Genomic DNA, 25,441 nt, shown 5'->3' with positions numbered 1-25,441 from the left:
CCCGAAACTTGTCACGCTTGAGTGAGCGGATACTGTTCCTTCAGCGTCTTCAGCACCTGGTCGCCCGGCATCGGCGCTCCGAACATGAAGCTCTGCACGTATTCGCAGCCCATCTGCCGCAACTCCAGCGCATCGCTCTCGTCCGAAATGCCTTCGGCGACAACCGACAGGCCGAGTTCATGCGCCATGTTGACCATGGATTTGAGCAGCACCGCACGTTTCGGCGTCGCGTCGTCGACGAAGCTCTTGTCGATCTTGATGGTGTCGAACGGAAAGCGCGTCAGATAGGCCAGCGATGAATAGCCGGTGCCGAAATCATCCAGCGACAGGCCGATGCCAAGCTGCTTCAACTTGGTCAGCACATGGGCGGTCTGCTCGGGATTGTCCATCACCAGCGATTCGGTGAGTTCGAGCCGGAAGCAGCGCGGTTTCAGGTTGGCTCGCGCGATCACCGAGCGGACGTCGCTGACCAGGTCGCGGCGGATGAGCTGGCGGCTGGACAGATTGACCGAGACTGACAGCGGCGCATCGCCGATCTGCTTTTGCCATCCCGCCAGGTCTTCGGCAGCCTGCTGCATGGCGAACAGCCCAAGCTGCACGATCAGGCCGCAGTTTTCGGCAACCGGAATGAAATCCGCCGGCGGGATCATGCCGCGCCGCGGATGGTCCCAGCGCAGCAGCGCTTCGAAGCCTGCGACGCTGCCGTCCTCCAGCCGCACGATCGGCTGGTAGGCAAGCGTGAATTCGCGTCGTTCGATGGCGCGGCGCAGATCGGACTCGAACTGCAGCCGGTCGGTGCCGACGGTGCGGAAGGCGGGACGGAACGGCTCGATCCGGTCGCCGCCGAAGCGCTTGGCCTGATGCATGGCAAGCTCGGCATCCTTGACCATGTCCTCGGCCGAGGTCTGCGTGGCGGTCCAGGTGATTAGCCCGATCGAGGCCGTCAGCACGATCTCGCGCTTGGCGAAGGTGATCGGGTTGTTGATGGCGTGCTTGATGGCATCGGCAATGGCCGCGATGCGGGCCGGATCCTGCTCCGACAAAAGCATCAGCGCGAACTGGTCGCCGGCAAAGCGCGACAGCGAATCCTTCGGCTTGAGCAGTCGGTGCAGCCGCCGCGCGATAGTCAAAAGGATGGTATCGCCGGCCGAGATGCCGAGCCCGTCATTGACCTGCTTGAACCGGTCTATGTCGATGACGAAGACGGTCGGGCGCACCTTCTCTTCGGTGCGGGCAATCGAAATGATCGCCTCCAGCCGGTTCATGAACAGCTCGCGGTTGGGCAGGCCGGTCAGATTGTCGTGCACGGCGTCATGCAGCAGCCGTTCCTCGGATTTCTTCTGCTCCGTCACGTCGACCATGGTGCCGACGCAGCGGATGACCTCGCCGTCCGAGCCGATCACCGGCCGGGCGCGCAACGAAAACCAGTGATAGTGCCCGTCGGCGCCGCGCAGGCGGAAGTTTTGCGACACCCGGCCGCGCCGATGCTCGAGCACCACGTCGAGCGTCGTGCGAAACGTGTCGCGGTCGTCGGCATGCAGCACCGGCAGCCAGTTGCGGGCAGGGCCGCCGAGGCTGTTGGGGGCAAGACCGAGCTGAATGCTGACGTCGGGACGAGTGACGACGCGGTCGCGCAGCACGTCCCAGTCCCACACAGTATCGCCCGATCCGGCAACCGCCAGCGCCTGCCGCTCAAGGTCGGAGAACAGGCCCTGATGCAGCGCGCCGCCGGCAAAAGCGTGCTGCATCACGGTGAAGCCGATCAGCAGGATGATGAGGATCAGCCCACCGCCCAGCGCCGGCTGAGCGATATCGTTGTCCAGCATGCCGGTGATTGCCATCCACGATCCGCATAGCCACAGCAGAACCATCACCCAACTGGGCACCAGCATGATGGCGCGGTCGTAACCGCGGATACCGAGGAAGATGATCAGGCCGAGCCCGGTCAGCGCGGTGGCGGCGAAGGACAGCCTGGCAATTCCGGCGGCAACCGCCGGATCGATGATGGCGACACCGGCGATCAGCACCAGCCCGAGGATCCAGACCAGTGCGCCGTAGCTGAAATGGCCGTGCCACCGGTTGAGGTTGAGATAGGCAAACAGGAACACCACGAAGGTCGCCGCGAGCGCCACCTCCGTTCCGGCGCGCCACATCTGCTCATTGCCCGGTGATATCTCTATGATCTTGTTGAGAAAGCCGAAATCGACGCAGATATAGGCAAGCACCGCCCAGGCTAGGGCCGCCGTTGCCGGGAACATCGAGGTCCCCTTGACGACGAAAAGAATGGTCAGGAACAGCGCCAGCAGGCCGGCGATGCCGATGACGATGCCACGAAACAGCGTGTAGGAATTGACCGAATCCTTGTAGGATTCAGGGTCCCACAGATAGACCTGCGGCAGCTTGGGCGAGGCGAGCTCGGCGATGAAGGTAATCACCGTGCCGGGGTTCAACGTCACCCGGAACACGTCGGCGTCGGGGCTGGTCTGACGGTCGAGCGCAAAGCCTTCGCTGGGCGTGATCGCAGCGATACGGGTCGAGCCGAGATCGGGCCAGAACAGGCCGGAATTCACCAGCCGGAAATGCGGTGCGACAATCAGCCTGTCGAGCTGCTGGTCGGTGGTATTAGCGAGCGCGAACACCGCCCAGTCACCGGTCGAGCGCGCATCATTTGCCTCGACCTCGATGCGCCGCACGATGCCGTCCGGGCCTGGCGCGGTCGACACCTGAAAATTCTCGCCCTGGTTCCGGTAGATCGAGACGGCCCCCGAAAGATCGAGCGCAACGTCGTCGCGGGCGATCTTGATCGGTTCTACGGCAAACGCCGAGGATGCCGCGCAGAGCGTGACGATTGCCGCCAGCATAAAGGCAAGCAGCGACCCCTTGCGCAGAAAATTCGTCAAAATCAGTCCTTTGTTCCAACGCCCGGCGGATCGTCCGCGATTCGGGCGTATAGGTAATGGTCCTGCCAGATGCCGTTGATCCTGAGATAGGATCGTAGCAGTCCTTCGCGCTGGAATCCGGCTTTTTCAAGCACGCGGATCGACCGGGCGTTGTCGGGAATACAGGCAGCTTCGATCCGGTGCAATCGCAGCGTTTCGAAGGCGAAACGCGTCACCACCTTGACGGCATCGGTCATCAGGCCGCGTCCGCTGAAGCGCTCGCCGATCCAGTAGCCGATATGGCCGCTTTGGGCGACCCCGTGGCGGATATTGCCGAGGGTGATACCGCCGGCCAGCCTGCCGCTGCTTTTCTCGAAGATGAAGAAGGCGATCGCCGTCCCCTGCGCGTAGTCCTCGCGGTAGCGCCCGATACGATGCCGCCACGCCGTGCGGTCGAGTTCGTCAGGGGTCCATCGCGGCTCCCACGGCTCAAGAAAAGCGCGGCTTTCACTGCGCAGCACCGACCACTCGCGATAGTCGTTGGTCAGCGGTACGCGCAGCGTGACAAGCTCGCCCTTCAGTGCCGGCAGGTCGCGGCGAAAGAAAGGGAGCGCGAACACGACGCTCGAATAGGCTTAGACGGCAAGCTTACGGGCAGTGGTCTGCGTGCCCGAAAGCGAATCGAGGATTGCCTCATAGGGCGCGAGCGTACCCACCGGCCCGACGGCTGTAAGCGTCGGCTTGGTCGAAAAAAGCCGGGACGACAGATCCGTCAGCCGCTCGACAGTCAACGCCGCCAGCCGCTCCATCAGCTCTTCCTTGGCGATCGGCCTGCCGAACAGAAGCAACTGCCTGGCGATCTGGGAGGCGCGGCTGGCCGGGCTCTCGGCCGACATGATCAGCCCGGCGCGGTATTGGGCACGCGCCCGGTCAAGCTCCTCCTGCAGGATGTTTTCACCGGCCTTTTGCAGCTCGTCGATGATCACAGGCACCAGCTCGGCAATATCGCTTTGTCCGGTCGCCGCATGGACCCCGAAGACGCCCGTGTCGGAAAAACCCCAATGGAAGGCATAGACCGAATAGCACAGGCCGCGTTTTTCGCGGACTTCCTGGAAAAGTCGCGACGACATGCCGCCACCCAGGATCATCGACAGGACCTGGGAGGCATAGAAATCGCGGACGTGATAGGCGCGGCCCTCGAAACCCAGCACGATCTGGGCGTCCATCAGGTCGCGGTCCTCGCGAAAATCGCCGCCGACATATTGCGCATATTGCGGGACGGTGCCGTCGGCCTTGCCGCGGAAGCCGCCGAGACGGTTTTCGACCTCCCGCACGAAATCGTCGTGCTTGATATCGCCGGCCGCCACCATCACCATGTTCTCGGCGCCGTACTGCCGTTCGATGAAGTCGTGCAGCTGCTTCGAAGTGAAGGATTTGACGGTTTCCGGCGTGCCAAGAATCGAGCGGCCGATAGTCTGGTGGCGGAAGGCGGTCTCGGTAAAGTGATCGAAAACGACGTCGTCGGGCGTATCGTGCGCCGCGCCGATCTCCTGCAGAATCACATGCTGCTCTCGTTCCAACTCCTGCGGATCGAATTCGGATTCCTGCAGGATGTCGGAAAGGATATCGACGGCCAGCGGCACGTCGTCGCTCAGAACCCTTGCATAATAGGAGGTCGTCTCGACGCTGGTGGCGGCATTGATCTCGCCGCCGACGTCCTCGATCTCCGAGGCAATCTCGAAGGCGCTTCGCCGCCTGGTGCCCTTGAAAGCCATGTGCTCGAGCAAGTGCGCCATTCCGTGCTCTTCGTCACGCTCGTTGCGTGCGCCCGACTTGACCCAGGCGCCAAGGGCAACAGATTCGAGGCTTGGAAGGGTTTCGGTGGCGACTGTCAGGCCGTTCGACAGACGGCTTACCTCAACACCCATATGGCAATTACTCCCTAACGCGCCGCCCGCGTGTGGCGGCCGAGATAATCTTCCACCATTTTCAGGTCGGATGGAAGTACCGTGTATTTTTCCTCGGCGCTCATCAACCCGCCTAGCCATGCAGGCAGGGCAGGCGACACGCCGCTGGCGGCTTCGACGGCGGCGGGAAACTTTGCCGGGTGCGCAGTGCCCAGCACCACCATCGGCACCTCACCCGCAGCCTTGCCGGCGGCCACATGCACGGCCGCGGCCGTATGCGGGTCGAGCAGATAGCCGCTCGCCGCAAGTGTGGTGCGGATGGTGGCGGCGACCTCGTCCATGGTGGCGCGGCCGGCGTCGAATTCGGAGCGGATCTTGGCGATTTCGCCGGCCTCGATGGTGAAGGCACCGGACTGCTTGAGCCCGTTCATGTAACGCCGCACGGTCGAGGCATCGCGGCCGGACGCTTCGAACAGCAAGCGTTCGAAGTTCGAAGACACCTGGATGTCCATCGAGGGCGACGTGGTCGAAAAGACCCCCTTCATGCGGTATTCGCCGGTCGCCAGCGTGCGCGCCAGAATATCGTTGTCGTTGGTGGCGATGATCAGCCGTTCGATCGGCAGCCCCATCTTCTTGGCGGCATAGCCGGCGAAGATGTCGCCGAAATTGCCGGTCGGCACGGTGAAGGAAACCGGCCTGTCGGGCGCGCCGAGCGACAGGCCGGACGAGAAATAATAGACGATCTGGGCCATGATGCGGGCCCAGTTGATCGAGTTGACGCCGGACAGCGATACCCGGTCGCGAAAACCGTGGTCGTTGAACATGGCCTTTACCAGGCCCTGGCAGTCGTCGAAATTGCCTTCGATCGCCAACGCATGGACGTTTGCGGCGGTCGAGGTCGTCATCTGCCGCTGCTGTACCGGCGAGACGCGGCCGTACGGGAAAAGCACGAAGATGTCGGTGCGGTTGCGCCCGGCAAAGGCATCGATGGCGGCCCCTCCGGTGTCGCCGGAGGTGGCACCGACAATGGTGGCGCGCTGGTCGCGCTCGGCCAGCACATGGTCCATCAGCCGCGCAAGAAGCTGCATCGCCACGTCCTTGAACGCGAGCGTCGGGCCGTGGAACAGCTCGAGCACGAAGCTGTTCGGCCCGGTCTGCACGAGCGGGCAGACGGCCTCATGGCGGAAGGTCGCATAGGCTTCGCGCACCAGCCGTTCGAACACCGGCGCCGCGATCTCGCCGCCGAGGAACGGCGACAGCACACGGATGGCAAGATCGGGATAGGCAAGGCCGCGCATGGCGCGGATCTCGGCTGCGGAAAAATGCGGCCAGGCGCTCGGCAGGTAGAGCCCGCCGTCGCGCGCCAGTCCGGCCAGCACCGCGTCGGAAAATCCAAGCGCGGGCGCTTCCCCGCGGGTACTCACATATTGCATCGTCACGTTTCCATTGCTGCCGGGAATTTTCGCCCGCCGCGAGGTGGTGGATTTCTGCGCAGGCTCAGTCGCATTTTTGCCGCGCGGTTGATATACGTCACCGGCTTTGCGAGAGGGAAGTGCAGTTCATGGCGTTTCATTCATTCAACGGTCGTTTTGTCGCGGGTCTGGCGCTCGCCGGCTTTATGCTTGCCGCCGCAGGTTGCCAATCGAGCGACAATGGAATTCTCGGCTTCGGCAAAAAGGATACGACACCGCCACCGCCACCCGATCCCAAGGTGCTTTCCAGCCAGCTGCAGGCCTATTGCCCGAAAGTGACGTTGCGTGACGGCACTGCCTTCTTCAATACCTACGCCAAGAGCGGTCCGAAGCCGAAGAAAAAAACCGATGTTGCCGCCGAGGAAGCCGCCCAGCCGGCAGCGGACGCGGCTGGCGCCGATCAGCCGGACGATTCCGCCAAGATCATCTATCAGGCTTCGATCACCGATGTGACCCGCGACTGCAGCCGCGCCAACGGCTCCTTGTCGATGAAGATAGCCGTCGCCGGCAAGGTCGTGCCTGGCCCGATGTTCACCCCCGGCTCCATCACCATGCCGATCCGCATCGCGGTGATGCACGGCACCGAAGTTCTCTATTCGCAGCTTCACTCCTATCAGGTCCAGGTTACCGATCCTTCGAGTGCCACGCAGTTCGTCTTCACCGATTCCAACGTCGTCGTTCCGGAGCCGACGGCGAAGGACTACCAGGCATATGCCGGGTATGACGAGGGCGCTCCGAAAGTAGCGACAGACAAGCCGAGGAAGAAGAAAGCCGCCGCGACCAACTGAGCCGCTGCATTCGCGCCACGGCGGTTGGAGGCGGCCTCTCAGGCGTCCGCCGACCATTCCGACAGCGCGGCGATCACGCTTTTCAGTTCCGCCCAGCGGCGGATGACCGTTTCCGCGCCGGCCTCGGTCAGCGCATCGGCGTGGCCGGGATAGCTGTGCGCCGCGCCGGTGAAGCCGATGACGCGCATTCCCGCCGTCTTGGCGCCGGTGACGCCATGCACCGAATCCTCGATGACAAAGGTGTTCGCAGGATCGGCCTTGAGCTTTTCCGCGGCGAACCGAAACACGTCCGGCGCCGGCTTGGATTTCCCGGTCGGGGTTTCCAGCGAGGAAAAGATACGGCCGGCAAAGAACGGCAAAAGCTGCACCTTCTCCAGCATGAATTCGATTCGCTCCGAACGCGAATTCGAACAGACGCAGCGCGGCACTGCTACCGCGGCGACAGCCTCGTGCGCCCCGTCGATGGCACGCACGTCGCTGCGCAGCCGACGATCGACCAGCTGTTCCTCCTTGTCGATCAGCGAGGCCTGGAACGGGATCCGGGACTTTTCCTCGACCCGCATCATGATGTCCTTGAAAGTCAACCCGGCATAGACCTCGGAAATCTCCTCGGCCGATATCTCGTAGCCGGCCGAGGTCAACAGCTCGGCATCGATCCGCGCGGCGATGATTTCGGAATCGACGAGCACGCCGTCGCAATCGAAGATGACAAGGTCTGGCTGGGGCATGGTGATCCGGAAAGCGGGATGAGGGGAATGCCGAGGGCCCTTTGGTCCAAACGGCTCAGGCGGCGCGGCATACACCAACAGGCCGGGCTTCGCAAATTCGGCGGGCTGCTTCACTGAATATTTACGCTGATCGGTAACCATAACGGACAGTAAACAGTAACGCGTGCCTTGGGTGTCACAATGTCTGCCGTGCGTCTTCTCGACGAGCTTTCCGATGCTCCCCAGCAATCCGAGTGGCTGGATACGATCCTGAAGGGCGACTGCGTCGCCGCGCTCGAACGGCTGCCGGAAAAGTCGATCGACGTGATCTTCGCCGATCCGCCCTATAATTTGCAGCTCGATGGCGATCTGCACCGGCCCGACCAATCCAAGGTCGATGCCGTCGACGACCATTGGGACCAGTTCGACAGTTTTGAGGCCTACGACGCCTTCACCCGCGCCTGGCTGCTGGCGGCGCGCCGTGTGTTGAAGCCCAACGGCACGATCTGGGTTATCGGCTCCTACCACAATATTTTCAGGGTCGGGGCAAAGATGCAGGACCTGGGCTTCTGGATCCTCAACGACGTCGTCTGGCGCAAGACCAATCCAATGCCCAATTTCCGTGGCCGCCGTTTCCAGAACGCGCATGAGACGATGATCTGGGCATCGCGCGACCAGAAGGGCAAGGGCTACACTTTCAACTACGAGGCGCTGAAGGCATCGAACGACGACGTCCAGATGCGCTCGGACTGGCTGTTTCCGATCTGCACCGGCGGCGAGCGCCTGAAGAACGACAATGGTGACAAATTGCATCCGACGCAGAAGCCGGAAGCGTTGCTTGCCCGCGTCATGACGGCATCGACCAGGCCGGGCGACATCGTGCTCGACCCGTTCTTCGGTTCAGGAACCACCGGGGCTGTGGCCAAGCGGCTTGGCCGCCACTTCGTCGGCATCGAGCGCGAACAAACCTATATCGATGCCGCCATGGAACGTATCGATGCGGTCCGGCCGCTGGAAGGCGCCAATTTGACGGTACTGACCGGCAAGCGCGCTGAGCCGCGCGTCGCCTTCGTCACGCTTCTCGACAATGGCCTGGTGGCGCCAGGCGCCACGCTTTACGACGCCAAGAAGCGCTGGGCGGCAAAAGTGCGCGCCGACGGCACGCTGGCGATCGGCGACAGTGCCGGGTCGATCCACAAGATCGGCGCCGAGGTGCAGGGGCTGGACGCCTGCAACGGATGGACCTTCTGGCATTATGAGCGCAGCGGCGGCCTGACCCCGATCGACGAGCTTCGCCGCATTGCTCGGCTAGGCATGGAGCGGGCGGGCGCCTGACGGCTTCCGAGTTGCGACAGATCGGTTAATGCGAAGGCTCAACCAACTCCTGGAACCGATTCAAATCACACTTTGATCCCAAGGCGCTCAAGGTCCGCCCTGAGCGTCTTTGCATCGGTGAACAGCACCGACTGCCAGCCCGCCGCCTTGGCGCCGTCGACGTTCTTCTGGCTGTCGTCGATGAACAGCGTCGCTGACGGTTCGAGGCTGAACGCGGCGACGTGGTGGTCATAGATGGCGCGATCCGGCTTGATCTGGCGGATGTCGCCGGAGACGGTGACGCCGCGCGGCCGATTGAGGAAATCGAAGCGCTCGCGGGCCTCGGCGAGCGTATCCGCAGCGAAATTGGTGAGCATCGTCACGTCATGGCCGCTGTCGATCAGGCCGATCATGATGGCGACGCTGTCCTCATAGGCGTGAGGCACCATCTCGTGCCAGTGCCGGCGGAAATTGCGGATATTTTCGGCGTGCTCGGGATATTGCGCGATCGCCAGCGCTTCGGCCTCTTCCCAACTGCGGCCGCGATCCTGCTCGATGTTCCAATCATGCGTGCAGACATTGTCGAAGAACCATTTCCGTTCGTCGGGATCGGGGATCAAGCGACTGAAGGGCAGGTCCGGATCATAGTGGATCAGCACTTTGCCGATGTCGAAAACGATGTGGCGGATTTCAGTCATTCTTCTCTTTCAACGCGGCCGCTGCTTTTTCGTCGCGCCCGGTATCGCCGCTTCGATTACCTTTTTCATGACGCTCGGCAGCGCTTCCCCGGAAATTTCATGGGCCAGCGACCAGAAATGCCCGACCGGGGCGGCAACGTCGGTCTCCGCCTTGAACACGTCGAGTTCAAGCGCAAAATGGGTAAAGATATGGCCGATGCGTCCGGCCTGCCGCCAGTTGCCGGGGAGCGGGGCCGCCGCTTCCGTGGTGGCGCCGTCTATGCGCGCCGTCCAGCCGGTCGTCGGCACCTCAGTCATGCCGCCGAGCAGGCCTTTGTCCGCGCGCTTGCGCAGAAGGATGGCGCCGTCGCACCTGACGGCAACGAAGGCGGCACCGCGGCGTAAGGGTCTTTCGGCCTTGGGCAGGCGGACCGGAAAGCGTTCGGGGTCGCCCGAGATCGTGGCGCTGCAGTCCACGCGAACGGGGCACAGAATGCAGCGGGGCCGGCGCGGCGTGCAGATCGTCGCGCCCAGGTCCATCATCGCCTGCGCGAAGTCGCCGGGCCTTGTCAGGGGAACCATGCGTTCGACCTGGCCGCGTATCTCGCCCTTGGCTTCGCCCAGCGGCGTGGCGATCGAAAACAGCCGTGAGACGACCCGTTCGACATTGCCGTCGACGACCGCGGCTGGTCGGTCGAAGGCGATCGCTGCGATCGCCGCCGCCGTATAGGCGCCGATGCCGGGCAGTTCCTTCAAGCCGGACTCGCTGTCCGGAAAGCGGCCGCCTTGCCGCGCGACGAGATCGGCACAGGCTTTGAGGTTACGGGCGCGGGAATAATAGCCGAGCCCGGCCCAGGCCTTCATGACGTCTTCGGTCGGTGCCGCCGCCAGCGCCTGGACCGTTGGCCATTTCTGCATGAACGCCTGAAAATAGGATTTTACCGCCTCGACCGTGGTTTGCTGCAGCATCACCTCGGAAAGCCAGACCAGATAGGGATCGGGCCGCGCCCCGCCCGCCAGCGCGCGCGGCGAAACGCGCCAGGGCAGGTCGCGGTGATGCGCGTCGTACCAGGCAAGCAGCCGGGAGGCGATCTCGACATTGTCTCCGGATACGGCCTTGCGGGTCTGGTCGTGCAGTGCCATTGATCGAGGGTCGGCCCTAATCCATTGGTGCTGAAGCTGGAGAACGCACATGGCAGGGAAAAGGCCCTTCGGCAATCCCGTTCCGGTGAGCGATCTCGCAACCGAGATCCTCGACCCGGTGCTGCGCAAGCGGGCCGGTATGTCGATCGGACTGGTCCAGTCATGGGAAGAAATTGCCGGGCCGCGGCTTGCCGGCCGCTCGCGCCCGGAAAAGATCCAGTGGCCGCGCCGCATGCATGAGGACGATCCTTTCGAACCGGCGGTGCTGGTGATTGCCTGCGAGGGTGTAGCGGCACTGCATCTGCAGCACGAGACCGGCGAGATCATCAACCGGGTCAATGCCTTCCTCGGTTTCAATGCGATCGGCCGGATCAGGATCGTGCAGAAGCCGGTAATGGCGGGCAAGGACAAGCCGAAACCCAGTTTGCGGCCGCTGACTGCGGCCGAGAAAGCGAAGCTGTCGGGCACCGTTGGTTTGATCGAGGACGGCGGGCTGCGCGCCTCGCTGGAGCGGCTTGGCGCCACCATTCTCGGTCAAAAGAAACCGTGATCTCGCGCTATCGTGATGGTATGCCCGGATTTGGCGATTGGAATAGGGGCGGTAATGCCTTAATTCGCGCCAACTCTCGCTTTTTGTAGACTTTGCATTGCAAAATCCAACTATTGCCAGGTGATTCGTATGATCCGTTCCTTGTCCCGCAGAAACCTTTTGACTTCGCTGGCCGCAATACCAGCGGTGGCGCTGCTTGCCGCCTGCAGCGACTCGGGCGAGAAAGCCGAGGCGCAGGATGTGAAGCCTGCGGCTCCGGAACCTGCGAAGCCGGCCGCTCCGGCCGCCGCGGCGGCGCCGGAGGCTCAGGGCACGGTCGATATGGCGGCACTGCTGAAGCCCGGCGCATTGCCCGACATGCAGCTCGGCAAGGACGATGCAAAGGTCACTATCGTCGAATATGCATCGATGACCTGCCCGCATTGCGCGCATTTCGCCGAGACCACTTTTCCGGAGCTGAAGACGAAATATATCGACACCGGCAAGGCCCGTTACATACTGCGCGAGTTTCCGTTCGATCCCAGCGCCGAGGCCGGTTTCATGCTGGCGCGCTGCTCCAAGGACAACTATTTCCCGATGGTCGACGTACTGTTCAGGCAGCAGGCGAACTGGGTTGGTGTGAACAATACCAAGGACGCACTGCTGCAAATCGCCAAGCTTGCCGGTTTTACACAGGAGTCCTTCGAGGCCTGCTTGACGGACCAGAAACTTCTGGACGATGTGAGATCTGTCCAGAAGCGCGGCGCCGACGAATTCAAGGTCGATTCCACACCGACCTTTTTCATCAACGGAAAGACCTACAAAGGGGCGATGTCGATTGCGGAAATGTCGGCCATCATCGACCCTCTGCTCTGACGTTTCGGCAGCGCCGAAGCGGCGTAGCTTCGGCGTGCGCACTTCTTTGTCTTGCCGCGGGTTCTCCTTGCAAAACCGCGGCACAGTTTTGCGAAACTTGGCTATGGGCCGGCGCGAATGAAGTTCTCGCGCCTTCGCCTCCTCGGCTTCAAATCCTTCGTCGAACCCGGCGAGTTCGTCATCGAACGCGGTCTGACCGGCATCGTCGGGCCGAACGGCTGCGGCAAGTCGAACCTGGTCGAGGCGCTGCGCTGGGTCATGGGCGAAAGCTCCTACAAGAACATGCGTGCGTCCGGCATGGACGACGTCATCTTTTCCGGCTCGGGAACGCGTCCGGCCCGCAACACCGCCGAAGTCACGCTGTTCCTCGACAATAGCGACCGCACCGCGCCGTCCGCCTTCAACGACGCCGACGAATTGCAGGTCTCGCGCCGCATCGAGCGCGAGGCCGGCTCGCTCTACCGCATCAACGGCAAGGAGGCTCGCGCCAAGGACGTTCAGCTGCTGTTCGCTGACCAGTCGACCGGCGCCCGCTCGCCCTCGATGGTCGGCCAGGGCCGCATCGGCGAGCTGATCCAGGCAAAGCCGCAGGCGCGCCGCGCGCTGCTGGAGGAGGCGGCCGGCATTTCCGGCTTGCACACACGGCGCCACGAAGCCGAGCTGCGGCTGAAGGCGGCGGAACAGAACCTCGAAAGGCTGGACGACGTCGTCGGCGAGCTGGAGGGTCAGATCGAAAGCCTGAAACGCCAGGCCCGCCAGGCCTCGCGCTTCAAGAACCTGTCGGCCGACATCCGCAAGGCCGAAGCGACGCTGCTGCATCTGCGCTGGACGCTGGCCAAGACGCAGGAAGGCGAAGCGCGTTCGGCGCTGGCGATTGCCACCGCGCTGGTCGGCGACCGTGCCGCCGCCCAGATGGCTGCCGCCAGGGAACAAGGCATCAACGCCCACCGGCTGCCGGACCTGCGCGATGCGGAAGCCGCTGCCGCCGCCGCCTTCCAGCGTCTATCGATCGCCAAGGCGCAGATCGAGGAAGAGGCAGGCCGCATCCGCGCCCGCCAGGCTGAGCTCGACCGCCGACTGCAACAGCTCGATGGCGACCTTGCCCGCGAGGAGCGCATGGTCCGCGACAATGCGGATATCCTCGAACGCCTCGCCGCCGAAGAAGCCGCGCTCAACGCCGAAAACGCCGGCGCCGCCGAGCGCGAGGCCAGCACCCGCGCGGCTTTCGAGCAGGCGGCATCGACGCTTGCCTCGAGCGAGGCCAGGCTCGCCGCGCTGACCGCCGAACGGGCGGAGGCTGCCGCCTCGCGCAACCAGATCGAACGGACGCTGCGCGACACCGCTGAGCGCCGCGACCGCTTTGCCCGCCAGCTTGCCGATGTCGACCGCGAACTGTCGGAGATCGTCTCCAGAGTCGCCGGCCTGCCCGATCCCGCCGAGAAGCGGCTGCTGGTCGATCAGGCGCTGGCGCTGCTCGAAGAGGCTGAGGCAGCCGCCATTGCCGCCGAACAGGCGGTCGCCGAGGCGCGTGCAGGCGAAAGTGCTGGCCGCCCACCGGTTCAGGACGCAAAGGCCGAGCTGGCGCGGATCGAAACCGAGGCCCGCACGCTGGCCAAGATCCTCAACGCCGCCAGCGGCGATCTATTTCCCTCGGTGCTGGAGCAGATCAGCGTCGAGCGCGGCTACGAGACGGCGCTGGGTGCCGCGCTTGGCGAAGATCTCGACGTGCCGCTCGACCGCAGTGCGCCGGTACATTGGGGCCAGAGCGAAATCCAGCCTGCCGACGCCGCATTGCCCGAAGGCATAAGGAGCCTCGCCAGCGTTGTGCGTGCGCCGGCACAGCTGGCCCGCAGGCTGGCCCAGATCGGCATTGTCGAAGCCGCCGACGGAAGACGGCTGCAGACGCTGCTTGCTCCCGGTCAACGGCTGGTCAGCCGCGAAGGCGCGCTCTGGCGTTGGGACGGCTTCACCGCCAGCGCCGATGCCCCGACCGCCGCCGCGCAGCGGCTGGCGCAGAAAAACCGGCTGGCCGAGCTCGATGCCGAAGCAGTCCATGCCACGCGCACCCTGCGCGAAGCTGAACAAGCCCTTGCCCAGGCCGAACAGGCGCTTGCCCAGGCGAGCGAGGCCGAACGCAACGCCCGACAGGCCGGGCGCGACGCCCAGCACGGGCTCGACGCTGCCCGCAATACGCTGGCCGAGGCCGAAAAAGCCGGCGGCGAGCTGTCGAGCCGGCGTGCAGCACTTGACGAGGCGCGCGCACGCATTGTCGACAGCCATGAGGAAACGGCGGCGGCATTCGTCGAGGCGGAAATGCTGCTGCAGGACGCGCCCGATCTCGGCGATCTGCAATTGCAGCTCGAGCAGTCGGCCGCCAACGTCGCCCGCGACCGCGCCGCCCTTGCCGATGCGCGTGCCGTTCACGAGGGCCTGAGGCGGGAAGCCGAGGCACGTGCGCGCCGGCTCGACGCCATCAGCGTTGAACGGCGCAACTGGGTCGAGCGCGCCGAAAACGCCTCGACGCAGATCGCGGCGCTCGGCGAACGCAAGGCAGAGGCCGAGGCCGAGCGCGAGCAACTGGCCGACGCTCCCGACGAGATCGACGCCAAGCGGCGCGCCCTGCTGTCGCAGCTCGCCGAGGCCGAAAGCCTGCGCAAGGCAGCGGGCGACCGCTTGCAGGAAGCGGAGAACCGGCAGTCCGAGCTGGACAAGGCTGCGACTGCTGCCATCCAGTCGCTGGCCGAGGCGCGCGAATCCCGCGTTCGCGCCGAAGAGCGGCTGACCGCCGCCGACGAGCGTCGGCTGGAAGTCGAGGCGCGCATCCAGGAAACGCTGAACACGCCGCCGCATCTGGTGATCCGCCACACCGGCCTCGAATCCGACAGCCCGATGCCCGAAATGGCCGAGATCGAGCGTCAGCTCGACCGGCTGAAGGTCGAACGCGAACGGCTCGGTGCCGTCAATCTGCGCGCCGAGGAGGAGCAGAAGGAACTGTCGGACCGGCTGGAGACCATCGTCTCCGAGCGCGACGACATCATCGAGGCGATCCGCAAGCTGCGGCAGGCGATCCATAGCCTGAACCGCGAAGGCCGCGAGCGGCTGCTCGCCGCCTTCGAGGTGGTCAACGGCCATTTTCAACGGTTGTTTTCGCATCTGTTCGGCGGCGGCACCGCCGAGCTGCAATTGATCGAGTCCGACGATCCGCTCGAAGCGGGGCTCGAGATCCTGGCGCGCCCGCCCGGCAAGAAGCCGCAGACGATGACGCTGCTGTCCGGCGGCGAGCAGGCGTTGACGGCGATGTCGCTGATCTTCGCCGTGTTCCTGACCAATCCGGCGCCGATCTGCGTGCTCGACGAAGTCGACGCGCCGCTCGACGACCACAATGTCGAGCGTTTCTGCAATCTGATGGACGAAATGGCCGCAACCACCGAAACGCGCTTCGTCATCATCACACACAACCCGATCACCATGGCGCGCATGGACCGGCTGTTTGGGGTGACCATGGCCGAACAAGGCGTCAGCCAACTGGTGTCGGTTGACCTGCAGGCGGCCGAAGCCATGCGCGAGGCAAGCTGACGCATCAGCTTAATGGTGGTCTCCACCTCGGCTTTCGACTATAGCACGACAAAATGGGCCGGATCTGCCGCTCCAGATACCGGCCCGGCTATGCGCGTGGAGAAGCTTGTTGCCTATACTTGTCACCGGAGCCGCGGGATTCATTGGCAGCCACGTTTGCCACCATCTGCTCGACCGGGGAGAAGCGGTCGTCGGCGTCGACAACATGAACGACTATTACGACCTGGCGCTCAAAAAGGGGCGGCTTGCCCGCCTTCTGCCCCATAAGGATTTTTCGTTCCACCAGATCGATATTGCCGAACAGGGCGCGCTTGCAGCCGCTTTGGCCGGGCAAGGCATCGTTAGGATCGTGCACCTTGCAGCGCAGGCGGGCGTGCGCCACTCACTCGACAATCCGCGGCTCTATATCCGCTCCAATGTCATGGGCCACCTCGAAGTGCTCGAATTCTGTCGCGCCGAACCGGCATTCGAGCATCTGGTCTATGCCTCGTCGAGCTCGGTGTATGGCGGCAACCGCAGCGTGCCGTTCAGCGAAGCCGATCAGGTCGACAAGCCCGTTTCGCTTTACGCTGCCACCAAGAAAACCGATGAGTTGATGAGCCACACCTACGCCCATCTGTTCGGCATACCGCAGACCGGCCTGCGGTTTTTCACGGTCTACGGTCCCTGGGGCCGTCCCGACATGGCCTATTGGATGTTCACCCAGGCGATGCTCGAGGGCAAGCCGATCCGGGTCTTCAACAATGGCGAAATGTGGCGCGATTTCACCTACATAGACGATGTTGTGAAGGCGGTTGTCGCCGTGCTCGACAAGCCGCCGGCGGCTGACGTTCCGCCGAACAGGCTCTACAATGTCGGCAACAACCGGCCGGTGCGGCTGGGCGACTTCATCGACATTCTGGAAAGGCTGCTCGAGGTCAAGGCAATCCGCCACAACGAGCCGATGCAGGCGAGCGACGTCGAGAAGACTTACGCCGACATGACCGCGCTGGAGCGGAATTTCGGCTTCAGGCCTAGCGTTTCGATAGAGGACGGGCTGAAGAAGTTTGTTGACTGGTACCGGCCGTACTCGAAGCAGTGATTTGCATCGCTCGCCGTGACGCCTTCAAGCGTGACACCTTGGAGTGGGGCGCAAGTCGGTCCGCAAAAGCACCATTTTGTCCTAACATCCTGTTAACCACATGCTTGCTGAAAAGTATCCGATTAACCTTTGAGGCGCTTATGACCGCTATGTTTCGTGGCTTGCTGTTCAGTATGAGCTGTGTGGATGTGCGGATTCGGGGGCTATTTCGGTTCAGTCCGGGATGCGGAAGCTTTGCTTGCGCGCATGACGTCTGCGATCGCCCATCGCGGGCCGGATGAACAAGGGAAATTCGTAGCGCCCGAGGCTGGGCTTGGGCATGCGCGGCTGTCGGTGATTGGAATTGGTGATGGCCAGCAGCCGATGTCCGACGAAACCGGCAATTTGACGATTGCGTTCAACGGCGAGATCTTCAACTACGTGGAATTGCGCGAAGGGCTGCTGGCCAAGGGCCGACGCTTCCGCACGTCGAGCGATACCGAAGTTCTCCTGCAGCTGTATGACGAGATGGGCGAAGACTGCCTGTCGCTCCTGAACGGTGATTTCGCCTTCGCGATTTGGGATAACCGGCGGCGGCGGATGGTGCTTGCAAGAGACCGCATGGGTGTTCGGCCGCTGTTCTACACCAGCAAGGACGGGGTGCTCTACTTTGCGTCGGAGATAAAGGCCCTGCTGAAGGTACCCGGCGTCTCGGCCGAAATCGATCCGATTGCACTCGACCAGATCTTTACGCTGTGGGCGCCGATCGCTCCACGCACGGCTTTCCGCAACATCCACGAGCTGGAGCCGGCAAGCGTGATGATCGCGACACAGGGGCAAGTCACGGTCAAACCATATTGGCACCTAGACTACCCGTATCCGGATACGCCATCGAAGATCACCAATGAGGACGACGCGGCCGAGGAACTGCAGGCCCTGTTGACCGACGCGGTGAGGCTTCGCATGCGCGCCGACGTGCCGGTCGGTTCCTACCTTTCGGGCGGGCTCGATTCATCCCTCGTTTCGGCACTCGCGGCCGGCATGACTCCTCTTAAGCTGCAGACATTTTCCGTGACGTTCGACAGCGCCGAGCATGACGAAAGCGCCTTCCAGACCGAAATGGCGTCAGCACTTGGCACGCGCCATCGAACCATTGCGTGTCGTGCCGGCGATATCGCCGGTGTGTTTCCCGAAGTCATCCGCTTTACCGAGCGGCCGATCATCCGCACCGCCCCGGCCCCCCTCTATCAATTGTCTGGCCTCGTTCGCCAGGCCGGTTTGAAAGTGGTGCTGACAGGCGAAGGCGCCGACGAGGTGTTTGCCGGTTATGATGTCTTCAAGGAAGCGCGGGTTCGCCGTTTCTGCGCGCGACAGCCGGCATCGCGCATCAGGCCACAACTGTTCCGCAAGCTTTATCCCTATCTGCCGGGCCTGCAACAGCAGTCCGTGGAGTACCTGGCTGCGTTCTTCGGAACCGGCAGCGCTGCCCTGGACGATCCGCTGTTCTCGCATCGGCCGCGTTTCAAGACCACATCAGCGGCGAAGATGTTCTTTTCCGGTGACCTGCGCGCGACATTGAAGGGGTATGACGCAGCCGAGGACCTAGCCAGCCGGTTGCCTGAGGCATTTTCCCGGTGGCATCCGCTGCATCAGGCGCAATATCTCGAAACCCGCTTTCTCTTGCCGGGCTACATCCTCTCCAGCCAGGGCGATCGCATGGCCATGGCGCACGGTATCGAAGGGCGATTCCCCTTCCTTGACCATCGCTTGGTAGAGTTTGCGGCCAGACTTCCGCCGGAGATGAAGCTGAAGGGACTGGTGGAAAAACACATATTGCGCAAAGCTGCCAAGCACCTGCTTCCGACGGCCATCCGCGAGCGCACCAAACAGCCTTACCGGGCACCGGAAGCCCGCTCCTTCGTTGGAGCGGGAGAACTGGACTACGTACGCGACTCACTGAGCGAAGCGAGCATCGCCGCCGGCGGACTATTCAACGCCAAGGCGGTGGCGAACCTGCACGAGAAATGCCGCTTGCAGCCAGCGTCCGGATTCCGCGACAATGCGGCTTTCGTCGGCATTTTGTCGACGCAACTGTGGCAGAAGATTTTCACTGGCGAAAAGGTCGGTGCAGCACGAGCGGCCTGAGAAATCGAGGGAATGAAAAATCATGGTAGCAATCAAGGACAAGGTCAAAGCCTTTATCGTCGACAACTTCCTGTTCGGGGACACGTCCTACGAGCTTGCAGACTCCATATCACTGATCGAGAACGGCATCATCGACTCGACGGCCGTGTTGGAGCTCGTGGCATTCATAGAGGATGATTTCGGCATAGCGATGGTCGATGCCGACATCGTACCGGCCAATCTGGATTCGATTGACCGCATCTCAGCCTTCATCAAGGCAAAGGCAGAAGCGCTGGCAGCGTAGGCGCCATCGGCGAGGAGCGTCCGTGCGGATCGAACATTTTCTGACGGCGAAGGCCGCTGCCCATCCAGCCAAAACGGCATTGATCACCGAGCACAAAAGGCTGTGCTATGAAGAGCTGGACGATCTTTCGAGCCGTCTGGCCGCCGCCCTTTTCATGAATGGCGTCAGTCGCGACGACCGGGTCCTGATCTTCATGGACAATTGCTGGGAGGCTGCGGTTTCGATTTTCGCAGTTCTTAAAGCAGGCGCGACTTTCAGTCCGATCAATGCATCCACCAAGGCCGAAAAGCTGGCCTACATCATCGCCGATTGCGACGCAGCTGCGATCCTCACGCAAGCAAAACTGATGCCCGTGGTCGCCGAGGCGTGCGGATCGTCCGGCAAGACCGGCATCTTCGTGGCCTCCACCGTTGGTGCCGATAACCAATGCCCGGCAGGGGCCACATCCCTGGCGGATTGCTTGACGCTCCAAGCCAGGGAGATTGACCACCGCGGCGTTGACGTCGATCTTGCGATGTTGATCTACACCTCGGGCTCGACCGGCCGGCCCAAGGGCGTGATGATGACGCACCGCAATTGCGACGCGGCGGCGGGCTCCATCATCACTTATCTGCGCAACTCCCCAGACGACATCATCTTGAATGTTCTGCCCCTCGCTTTCGATTACGGCCTCTATCAATTGCTGATGACCGTCAGGCTCGGCGCCACGCTCGTGCTCGAGAAGTCCTTCGCTTTTCCCCAGGCGGTCTTTGAACGCATCCGCCAGGAAGGCGTCACCGGGCTTCCGCTCGTGCCCACGATGGCAGCGATGATCCTGCAGATGAGGGACCTGGCGCCGGGCTTCCTGCCCAGCCTTCGCTATATTTCCAACACGGCGGCTGCCTTGCCGCCGCCTCACATAGAACGCCTTCGGTTCCTTTTCCCCGGTGTCAGGCTCTATTCGATGTATGGCCTGACGGAATGCAAGCGCTGCACCTATCTGCCGCCCGAGGAGCTCGACCGCCGGCCGGGCTCGGTCGGAATAGCCATTCCGAACACCGAAGCCTTTGTCGTCAACGACGAGGGGCAACGGGTGCCGCCGGGCGTAGCAGGTGAGCTGGTCATTCGCGGGCCGCACGTCATGCAGGGTTATTGGCGAAACGAAGCTGCGACGGCACGAGCCTTGCGCCCGGGTCCGAACCCTTGGGAGAAGGTTCTCTACACCGGCGATCTGTTCAGGGCCGATGAGGAAGGCTTTCTTTATTTCGTCGGCCGCAAGGACGACATCATAAAGTCGCGGGGAGAGAAGGTGGCGCCCAAGGAAGTGGAAGCCGTGCTTCATGCTCATCCGGGCATCGCGGAAGCGGTGGTTGTCGGTGTGCCGGATCCCGTGCTCGGGCATGCGATCGGCGCAGTTATCGTACGGTCCGACCCAGCGCTTAGCGAAAAGGATATCATACGCCACTGTGCACGCCACCTTGAGGACTTCATGGTCCCCAAGGTCATCGAGTTCCGCCGCGAGCTGCCGAAGACCGATACCGGCAAGGTCAGCCGTCGGCTTGCGGCAGAAACCATGGAGGCCGCGCAATGAATGTTCGCCCGACCGAGGATGCGCGGACCTTTCTGGCGCAGGCTCTGGCAATCGACCTGATCACTGAAACGGACCGTATCGTAACGGCCTTGCGCCAGCAGTTGCGCGGGCTTCGCAAGCGGGGCCTTGTGCTCGGTCTTTCGGGCGGGATCGATTCGAGCGTGTCGGTCGCGTTGGCGGCACGAGCCGTCGGCCCCAAGAATGTGCTTTGCCTGTTCATGCCGGAAAGCGATTCCGATCCTGAAAGTCTGCGGCTCGGCCGCCTCGTCGCCGAAACTTTCGGTGTCGAGGCTGTGACGGAGGATATCGGGCCGGCCTTGCGCGCGATGGGCTGCTACCAGCGCCGCGACGCCTTCATCCGCGAATTGGTCCCGGAATACGGCGAAGGCTGGGCCTCGAAGATCGTGATCGCGAACGCGCTCGAGGGCCAAGGCTATAATATCTCGTCGCTGGTGGTGCAGGATCCCGAAGGCAAGCAGACGAAACTGAGAATGCCGTTGCCTGTCTATCTCGGCGTCGTCGCCGCTACCAATATGAAGCAGCGCACCCGCAAGCAGATCGAATACTATCATGCTGATCGTCTGAACTTCGCCGTTCTTGGAACACCGAACCGGCTGGAATATGATCAGGGATTCTTCGTGAAGAACGGTGACGGCGCCGCGGACGTCAAGCCGATCGCCCACCTCTATAAAACGCAGGTCTATGCGCTGGCGGCCCATCTCGGTGTTCCGGAGGAAATCCTGAACCGGCCTCCGACCACCGATACCTACTCGCTGGCGCAGACCCAGGAGGAGTTCTACTTCTCGCTTCCTTATGACCGTATGGATCTTTGCCTTTACGCTCTCAACAACGGCGTGGCGGCTGAGGTAGTGGGGCAGGCCGCGGGGTTGGCCGCCACACAAGTGGAACGCGTCTGGGCCGATATCATCGCCAAACGCAAGGCGACGCGCTATCTGCACCAGCGTCCGCAACTCGTCGAGGAAGTCGAAGAACTCGGTACCTGACCTGCTTCGAGACCGGCCACGTCCCAAAAAGCGCCTTAGGGTCAAAACTCAATCAGCAGGCTGCCGCCAATGGCCGAGAGGGGCGGGAGGTTGCCGTTCGTCTCATCTGCCAGACGAGCACGTTGCGCCAGGAGCGGAAGCTTAGCAGGGGTCACGCCAGCGCCCAGTTAGCGCTACGAAGCAGACCTTCAGCCTGTGCCGGAAGCGGGGCCTGGCTTACCAAGTGGCATATCCAGGAAGCGCGTCCCCCTCCTCAGCTAGGCACCGTTTTCGGCTCTACGCTATACCTGCGCGACGAGCCCCTTCCTTAATCGCAGCGAGGGCCAGAGGATTGGTGACGGGATAGGTTCGGATGAAGTTCTCGACGGTGAACCTTGGAAACTCGACGGCAATCCGCCTGGCGATCGACTGCGCCTGCGCCGGCTCTTCGAGCAGCGCGTGACACAGGGCACGGAACATCAGAGTGACGGGAATATCCGGCGGACTTTGGCACAGCGACGACAGACTGTCGGCATAGCGACCGGCGACGAACCGCGCCCGGGCGAGCTGCGCGTAGTACCAACTCGGAGCCTGCGGATTGAGGCGAAGCGCCCGTTCGGCAAGAGCACAGCCTTCTTCCGGATTTCCACACACGAGAGCTCGGCTTGAGGCAAGCATCGACAGCACATCGGCGTCATTGGGTGCCAGGGCCAGCGCCCGGTCGTATTCCTCTGCGGCCCCGCTGATATCGCCGTCAATGGCGCGGAGAGCGCCCATGTAAAGGCGCGTCATCGGATCGGTAGGGTCGAGCGCCAGAGCCTTTTCCACGCATTTTCGCCAGCGCTCGACCGAAGCGGCTGAATCTGGCGTGAAGGCATTGAAGGCGTCGACCGCATGTGCCAATCCCAACGTCATCCAGGCCCGCGCGAAGCCGGGGTCGAGTTCCACGGCGCGGGACAGCATGCGTATGGCTTCTGCCCTCGCATCGGTCGTGAATCTGTCGTGCAGTTCCACCCCGAGTAGATAGCAGTCGTAAGCACCCAGGCTCGAGGGAGGCTTCCGCCGAGCCACCTCACGCCCGAGATTGGCGAGCTTGCCGAAAGTGCCTGCCAGGGCATTGATGACGTTCTGTGTGATGCTGTCCTGCATGAGAAAAAAATCATCGGTCGACTCGTCGAACCGCGCCGACCAAAGGTTGGCTCCGGTCCGGGTGTCGACCAGCTGCACCGCGACGCGGACACGCTGTCCGATCGCCTGGAGGGTCCCTTCCAGCAGGTAATCGGCGTTCAGTTCCCGTCCAACCGAGCGTGTGTCGCTCGCCCGTCCCCGATAGGACTGCATGGTCTGGCGCGAAATGACCGCAAGGTCGGGATAGCGCGCTAGGTCGCCGATCATGTCGGCCGACAGGCCGTCTGCCAGCCGCGTCCAGCCGTCGTCGGCGCTCAGGTTTTCGAACGGCAAAACCGCAATTACCGGCGGCTTACTGTCGTCGCCGGAAGAAAGGCCTGGTTTGGCACCGACGATCTTGCCCGCAGTAGCGGGGTCGATCAAGACACGGTACACGCGAACCGGTTCGGCGATACTTTTCATTTTCTGCTCGCCGAGTGAGGCAAAGCCGATCGGCACCTTTCCCCTCACATGGTCGCAGGCGGTGGCGGAAATCGCGATTCCTCCAGGTTCCGCCAGCCCTTGCAGCCGATCGGCGATGTTCACCGCATCGCCGTGGATGTCGTCACCCTCAACGATAACATCGCCCAGATTGATGCCGATGCGGAAATCAAGCCGCCGTTCTGGCTGCGTGAGAACGTTCACCTCCGCCTTCTGTTGCTGGATTTCGACCGCGCAGCGTAGGGCGTCGACCACACTGTGGAACTCGACCAGCATCCCATCTCCCATGGTTTTCACCAGTCGACCATGGTGCGCAGCGATCCTTGGCTCGAATACTTCGTTCAGGTCGGTTCGGAAAAGCGCACGCGTACCCTCGTCGTCGATCTGGCTCAAGCGGCCATAGCCGACGACATCGGCAATCAGGACGGCTGCGAGATGACGTTCCATCCCCCAATCCTTCGCGGATTGTTACCCGCTTTCCAAGCTTACAGCAGGTCGCAGGTTGATGCCATTGCCGCCGCCCCTGAAAGACAGCTTTTCGGGTCTGTGTACCTGTTGCATGAGAGCCCGAATGTCGGACAAGGGTCAGATCGCGTCATGCGACGCTCCCAACTGGATGACGGCAAAGGGTCGAACTCGGTCGTTCAGAGTGATTGGGTTTTGACCCAAGCATTTCGCAGCCAAGTGGAACGCGGCTAAAACAAATAGATAGAGCGGGATTGAACTTGAACGCATCCGCCTCAGCTGAAGCGGCTACCGATCAGCCGGCTCCACTGCTCGCCCGCAAGCCCGTTCAGGAAGACTTGCGAGTTCTTCATCGCGTCCAGAAGCTCTGGATCACGTGAATGCACCACCGTTGAGGCAACGGTCAGGAAAGCAATGCGTCGTCCAAGCATCGCCTCCAGAAGTGCAGGTTGAATGCGTCCGCGCAGGCCGCTGACGCCGCGCGTGGCGGCGTGATCGATCAGGCAGTCAATCACCGGGCCCGCCTGGCCGGGGAGGGCGAAGATCTGCAGCACGCGACCAATTTCATACTTTCGTGCGTAATAGGCGAAAGCGCCGACATTGGTGCCGACTGGCGACGTCACACAAACGTAGACAAGCTCGCCCAGATCCGGTTTTTGTGCCGCATCGGTCAGGATGTGGTCGAGTTGGTCTTCCGTCCATTCCGGGCGCAGGGCGAATTGAGCGGTAAACGGTTCGATGAGCCTGGCAAATGCGTGGCTGTCGATTTCGGATGTACGAAATGCTCCGTGGCCTGCCCCGTCCACCGCCACACCCGACCAACGTCGTTCGCTGGACGTCATCCTTCTGCAGTAAAATCGGTCGACTGTCCGCGCCAGCGGATTGAGCATTCGCGCAAGCGCCATGCGATTGGCGGAAAGGCTGAGCATGAAGGCCGCGGGGCGCATCACGCGGACCCAGTCAAGGCTGTATTGCGGCAGGACCACGCCGCGCAGCCGGGTCCACAATTTCACGGAAATATCGTTGGCCGTCTCGCTGAAGGAGATGTCCTGCGGACCATCCAGGTAAGCTTTCAGCAAGCGGGCGCCGGCCAGCGGGTCGTGCTCATGGTCCTCGACCATGAGCGAGCTACAGATGGCCGCGCGTAGTTGTCGGCCGTTGAACGTCATCGGCAGGACGTGGACGCCGACAAATCCGGAGACGCGACCGGCGTCGTTGACATGGACAAGCGACCGGAGGTTGTCTGCGCAACCGGGCGCATCCAGATAAAACCGTTTCATGTATTCCACGAGAGAGGCCGGCGCTTCGGTCCTCTCCTTCAACAGCACGCGCTGAAACATGTTCGCAACTGCCGGGAGGTCGGCGCCTTGCAAGGCGCGAATGACGCTCAAGCCCGGCTCCCGCCACCAAAGTCCCATCCACCGAGCTTCCGGGCCAAGGCGACGCGAGGCACGAGAAC

The 25,441-nt window shown here is 62.7% G+C and carries 19 protein-coding genes; 10 read left to right on the top strand and 9 right to left on the bottom strand.

Going from position 1 to position 25,441, the window contains the following annotated elements; all coding sequences use genetic code 11:
- Positions 1-11: 11 nt before the first annotated feature.
- Genes NKI17_RS00865 through thrC form a run of 4 tightly spaced genes read right to left on the bottom strand, consistent with a single transcriptional unit; the run spans position 12 to position 6,219 of the window.
- A complete protein-coding gene (locus NKI17_RS00865; protein ID WP_023674148.1) occupies positions 12-2,900 on the bottom strand; it encodes an EAL domain-containing protein in 2,889 nt (962 codons plus the stop codon).
- A gap of 2 nt (positions 2,901-2,902) precedes the next feature.
- Positions 2,903-3,499 carry a GNAT family N-acetyltransferase gene (locus tag NKI17_RS00860; RefSeq protein WP_352905263.1) on the bottom strand — a complete coding sequence of 199 codons (597 nt, stop codon included), beginning with the start codon at positions 3,497-3,499 and terminating at the stop codon, positions 2,903-2,905.
- A 15-nt stretch (positions 3,500-3,514) separates the two neighbouring features.
- The gene (locus NKI17_RS00855; RefSeq protein ID WP_352578600.1) at positions 3,515-4,807 is read right to left on the bottom strand and encodes a M16 family metallopeptidase; all 1,293 of its coding nucleotides are present in this window, start codon (positions 4,805-4,807) and stop codon (positions 3,515-3,517) included.
- Positions 4,808-4,821: 14 nt separating this feature from the next.
- Entirely contained in the window at positions 4,822-6,219 is a 1,398-nt protein-coding gene (gene thrC, locus NKI17_RS00850) for a threonine synthase (protein WP_352905261.1), read from the bottom strand.
- A gap of 128 nt (positions 6,220-6,347) precedes the next feature.
- Here thrC and NKI17_RS00845 point away from each other — a divergent pair, with 128 nt between their 5' ends.
- Positions 6,348-7,046, top strand: a complete 699-nt coding sequence (locus NKI17_RS00845; protein ID WP_352593389.1) for a hypothetical protein — start codon at positions 6,348-6,350, stop codon at positions 7,044-7,046.
- Between the two features lie 38 nt (positions 7,047-7,084).
- On the opposite strand, the gene NKI17_RS00840 is transcribed toward NKI17_RS00845, so the two are convergent.
- Positions 7,085-7,774: an HAD family hydrolase gene (locus NKI17_RS00840; protein WP_023674153.1), complete on the bottom strand. Its 690-nt coding sequence runs from the start codon at positions 7,772-7,774 to the stop codon at positions 7,085-7,087.
- Positions 7,775-7,954: 180 nt separating this feature from the next.
- On the opposite strand from NKI17_RS00840, the gene NKI17_RS00835 reads away from it, so the two are divergent.
- On the top strand, positions 7,955-9,088 hold the full coding sequence (locus NKI17_RS00835; RefSeq protein ID WP_023674154.1) for a site-specific DNA-methyltransferase: 1,134 nt from the start codon (positions 7,955-7,957) through the stop codon (positions 9,086-9,088).
- Positions 9,089-9,153: 65 nt separating this feature from the next.
- Here the strand turns inward: NKI17_RS00835 and NKI17_RS00830 are convergent, their stop codons facing one another.
- Complete coding sequence (locus NKI17_RS00830; RefSeq protein ID WP_023674155.1) at positions 9,154-9,765, bottom strand: HAD family hydrolase; 612 nt, start codon at positions 9,763-9,765, stop codon at positions 9,154-9,156.
- A gap of 9 nt (positions 9,766-9,774) precedes the next feature.
- A complete protein-coding gene (gene mutY / locus NKI17_RS00825) occupies positions 9,775-10,887 on the bottom strand; it encodes an A/G-specific adenine glycosylase (RefSeq protein WP_352905259.1) in 1,113 nt (370 codons plus the stop codon).
- A 49-nt stretch (positions 10,888-10,936) separates the two neighbouring features.
- Here mutY and NKI17_RS00820 point away from each other — a divergent pair, with 49 nt between their 5' ends.
- The 8 genes from NKI17_RS00820 (at position 10,937) to nadE (ending at position 21,930) form a co-directional block, all read left to right on the top strand.
- On the top strand, positions 10,937-11,437 hold the full coding sequence (locus NKI17_RS00820) for a DUF721 domain-containing protein (RefSeq protein WP_023674157.1): 501 nt from the start codon (positions 10,937-10,939) through the stop codon (positions 11,435-11,437).
- 129 nt (positions 11,438-11,566) lie between these two features.
- Positions 11,567-12,292, top strand: coding sequence for a DsbA family protein (locus NKI17_RS00815; RefSeq protein WP_023674158.1), 726 nt, complete (start codon positions 11,567-11,569; stop codon positions 12,290-12,292).
- Positions 12,293-12,409: 117 nt separating this feature from the next.
- Entirely contained in the window at positions 12,410-15,868 is a 3,459-nt protein-coding gene (gene smc, locus NKI17_RS00810) for a chromosome segregation protein SMC (protein ID WP_023674159.1), read from the top strand.
- A 109-nt stretch (positions 15,869-15,977) separates the two neighbouring features.
- Positions 15,978-16,949 carry an NAD-dependent epimerase/dehydratase family protein gene (locus NKI17_RS00805; RefSeq protein ID WP_352455763.1) on the top strand — a complete coding sequence of 324 codons (972 nt, stop codon included), beginning with the start codon at positions 15,978-15,980 and terminating at the stop codon, positions 16,947-16,949.
- A gap of 186 nt (positions 16,950-17,135) precedes the next feature.
- Positions 17,136-19,073, top strand: coding sequence for an asparagine synthase (glutamine-hydrolyzing) (gene asnB, locus NKI17_RS00800; RefSeq protein WP_352571383.1), 1,938 nt, complete (start codon positions 17,136-17,138; stop codon positions 19,071-19,073).
- Between the two features lie 19 nt (positions 19,074-19,092).
- Positions 19,093-19,356 (top strand): acyl carrier protein, encoded by a 264-nt coding sequence (locus NKI17_RS00795; RefSeq protein ID WP_352571429.1) that lies wholly within the window; start codon positions 19,093-19,095, stop codon positions 19,354-19,356.
- Positions 19,357-19,378: 22 nt separating this feature from the next.
- Positions 19,379-20,926, top strand: coding sequence for a class I adenylate-forming enzyme family protein (locus NKI17_RS00790; RefSeq protein ID WP_352571382.1), 1,548 nt, complete (start codon positions 19,379-19,381; stop codon positions 20,924-20,926).
- A complete protein-coding gene (gene nadE / locus NKI17_RS00785) occupies positions 20,923-21,930 on the top strand; it encodes an NAD(+) synthase (RefSeq protein WP_352571381.1) in 1,008 nt (335 codons plus the stop codon). The genes NKI17_RS00790 and nadE overlap by 4 nt, the downstream gene beginning before the upstream one ends.
- Before the next feature lie 276 nt (positions 21,931-22,206).
- On the opposite strand, the gene NKI17_RS00780 is transcribed toward nadE, so the two are convergent.
- On the bottom strand, positions 22,207-23,964 hold the full coding sequence (locus tag NKI17_RS00780; RefSeq protein ID WP_352905257.1) for an adenylate/guanylate cyclase domain-containing protein: 1,758 nt from the start codon (positions 23,962-23,964) through the stop codon (positions 22,207-22,209).
- Positions 23,965-24,257: 293 nt separating this feature from the next.
- Entirely contained in the window at positions 24,258-25,373 is a 1,116-nt protein-coding gene (locus NKI17_RS00775) for a hypothetical protein (protein WP_352592441.1), read from the bottom strand.
- Positions 25,374-25,441: the final 68 nt, after the last annotated feature.

The sequence above is a fragment of the Mesorhizobium sp. M0816 genome, assembly GCF_040320005.1.
Classification (GTDB): Bacteria; Pseudomonadota; Alphaproteobacteria; order Rhizobiales; family Rhizobiaceae; genus Mesorhizobium.
This window is presented reverse-complemented; position numbering and strand designations above follow the sequence as displayed.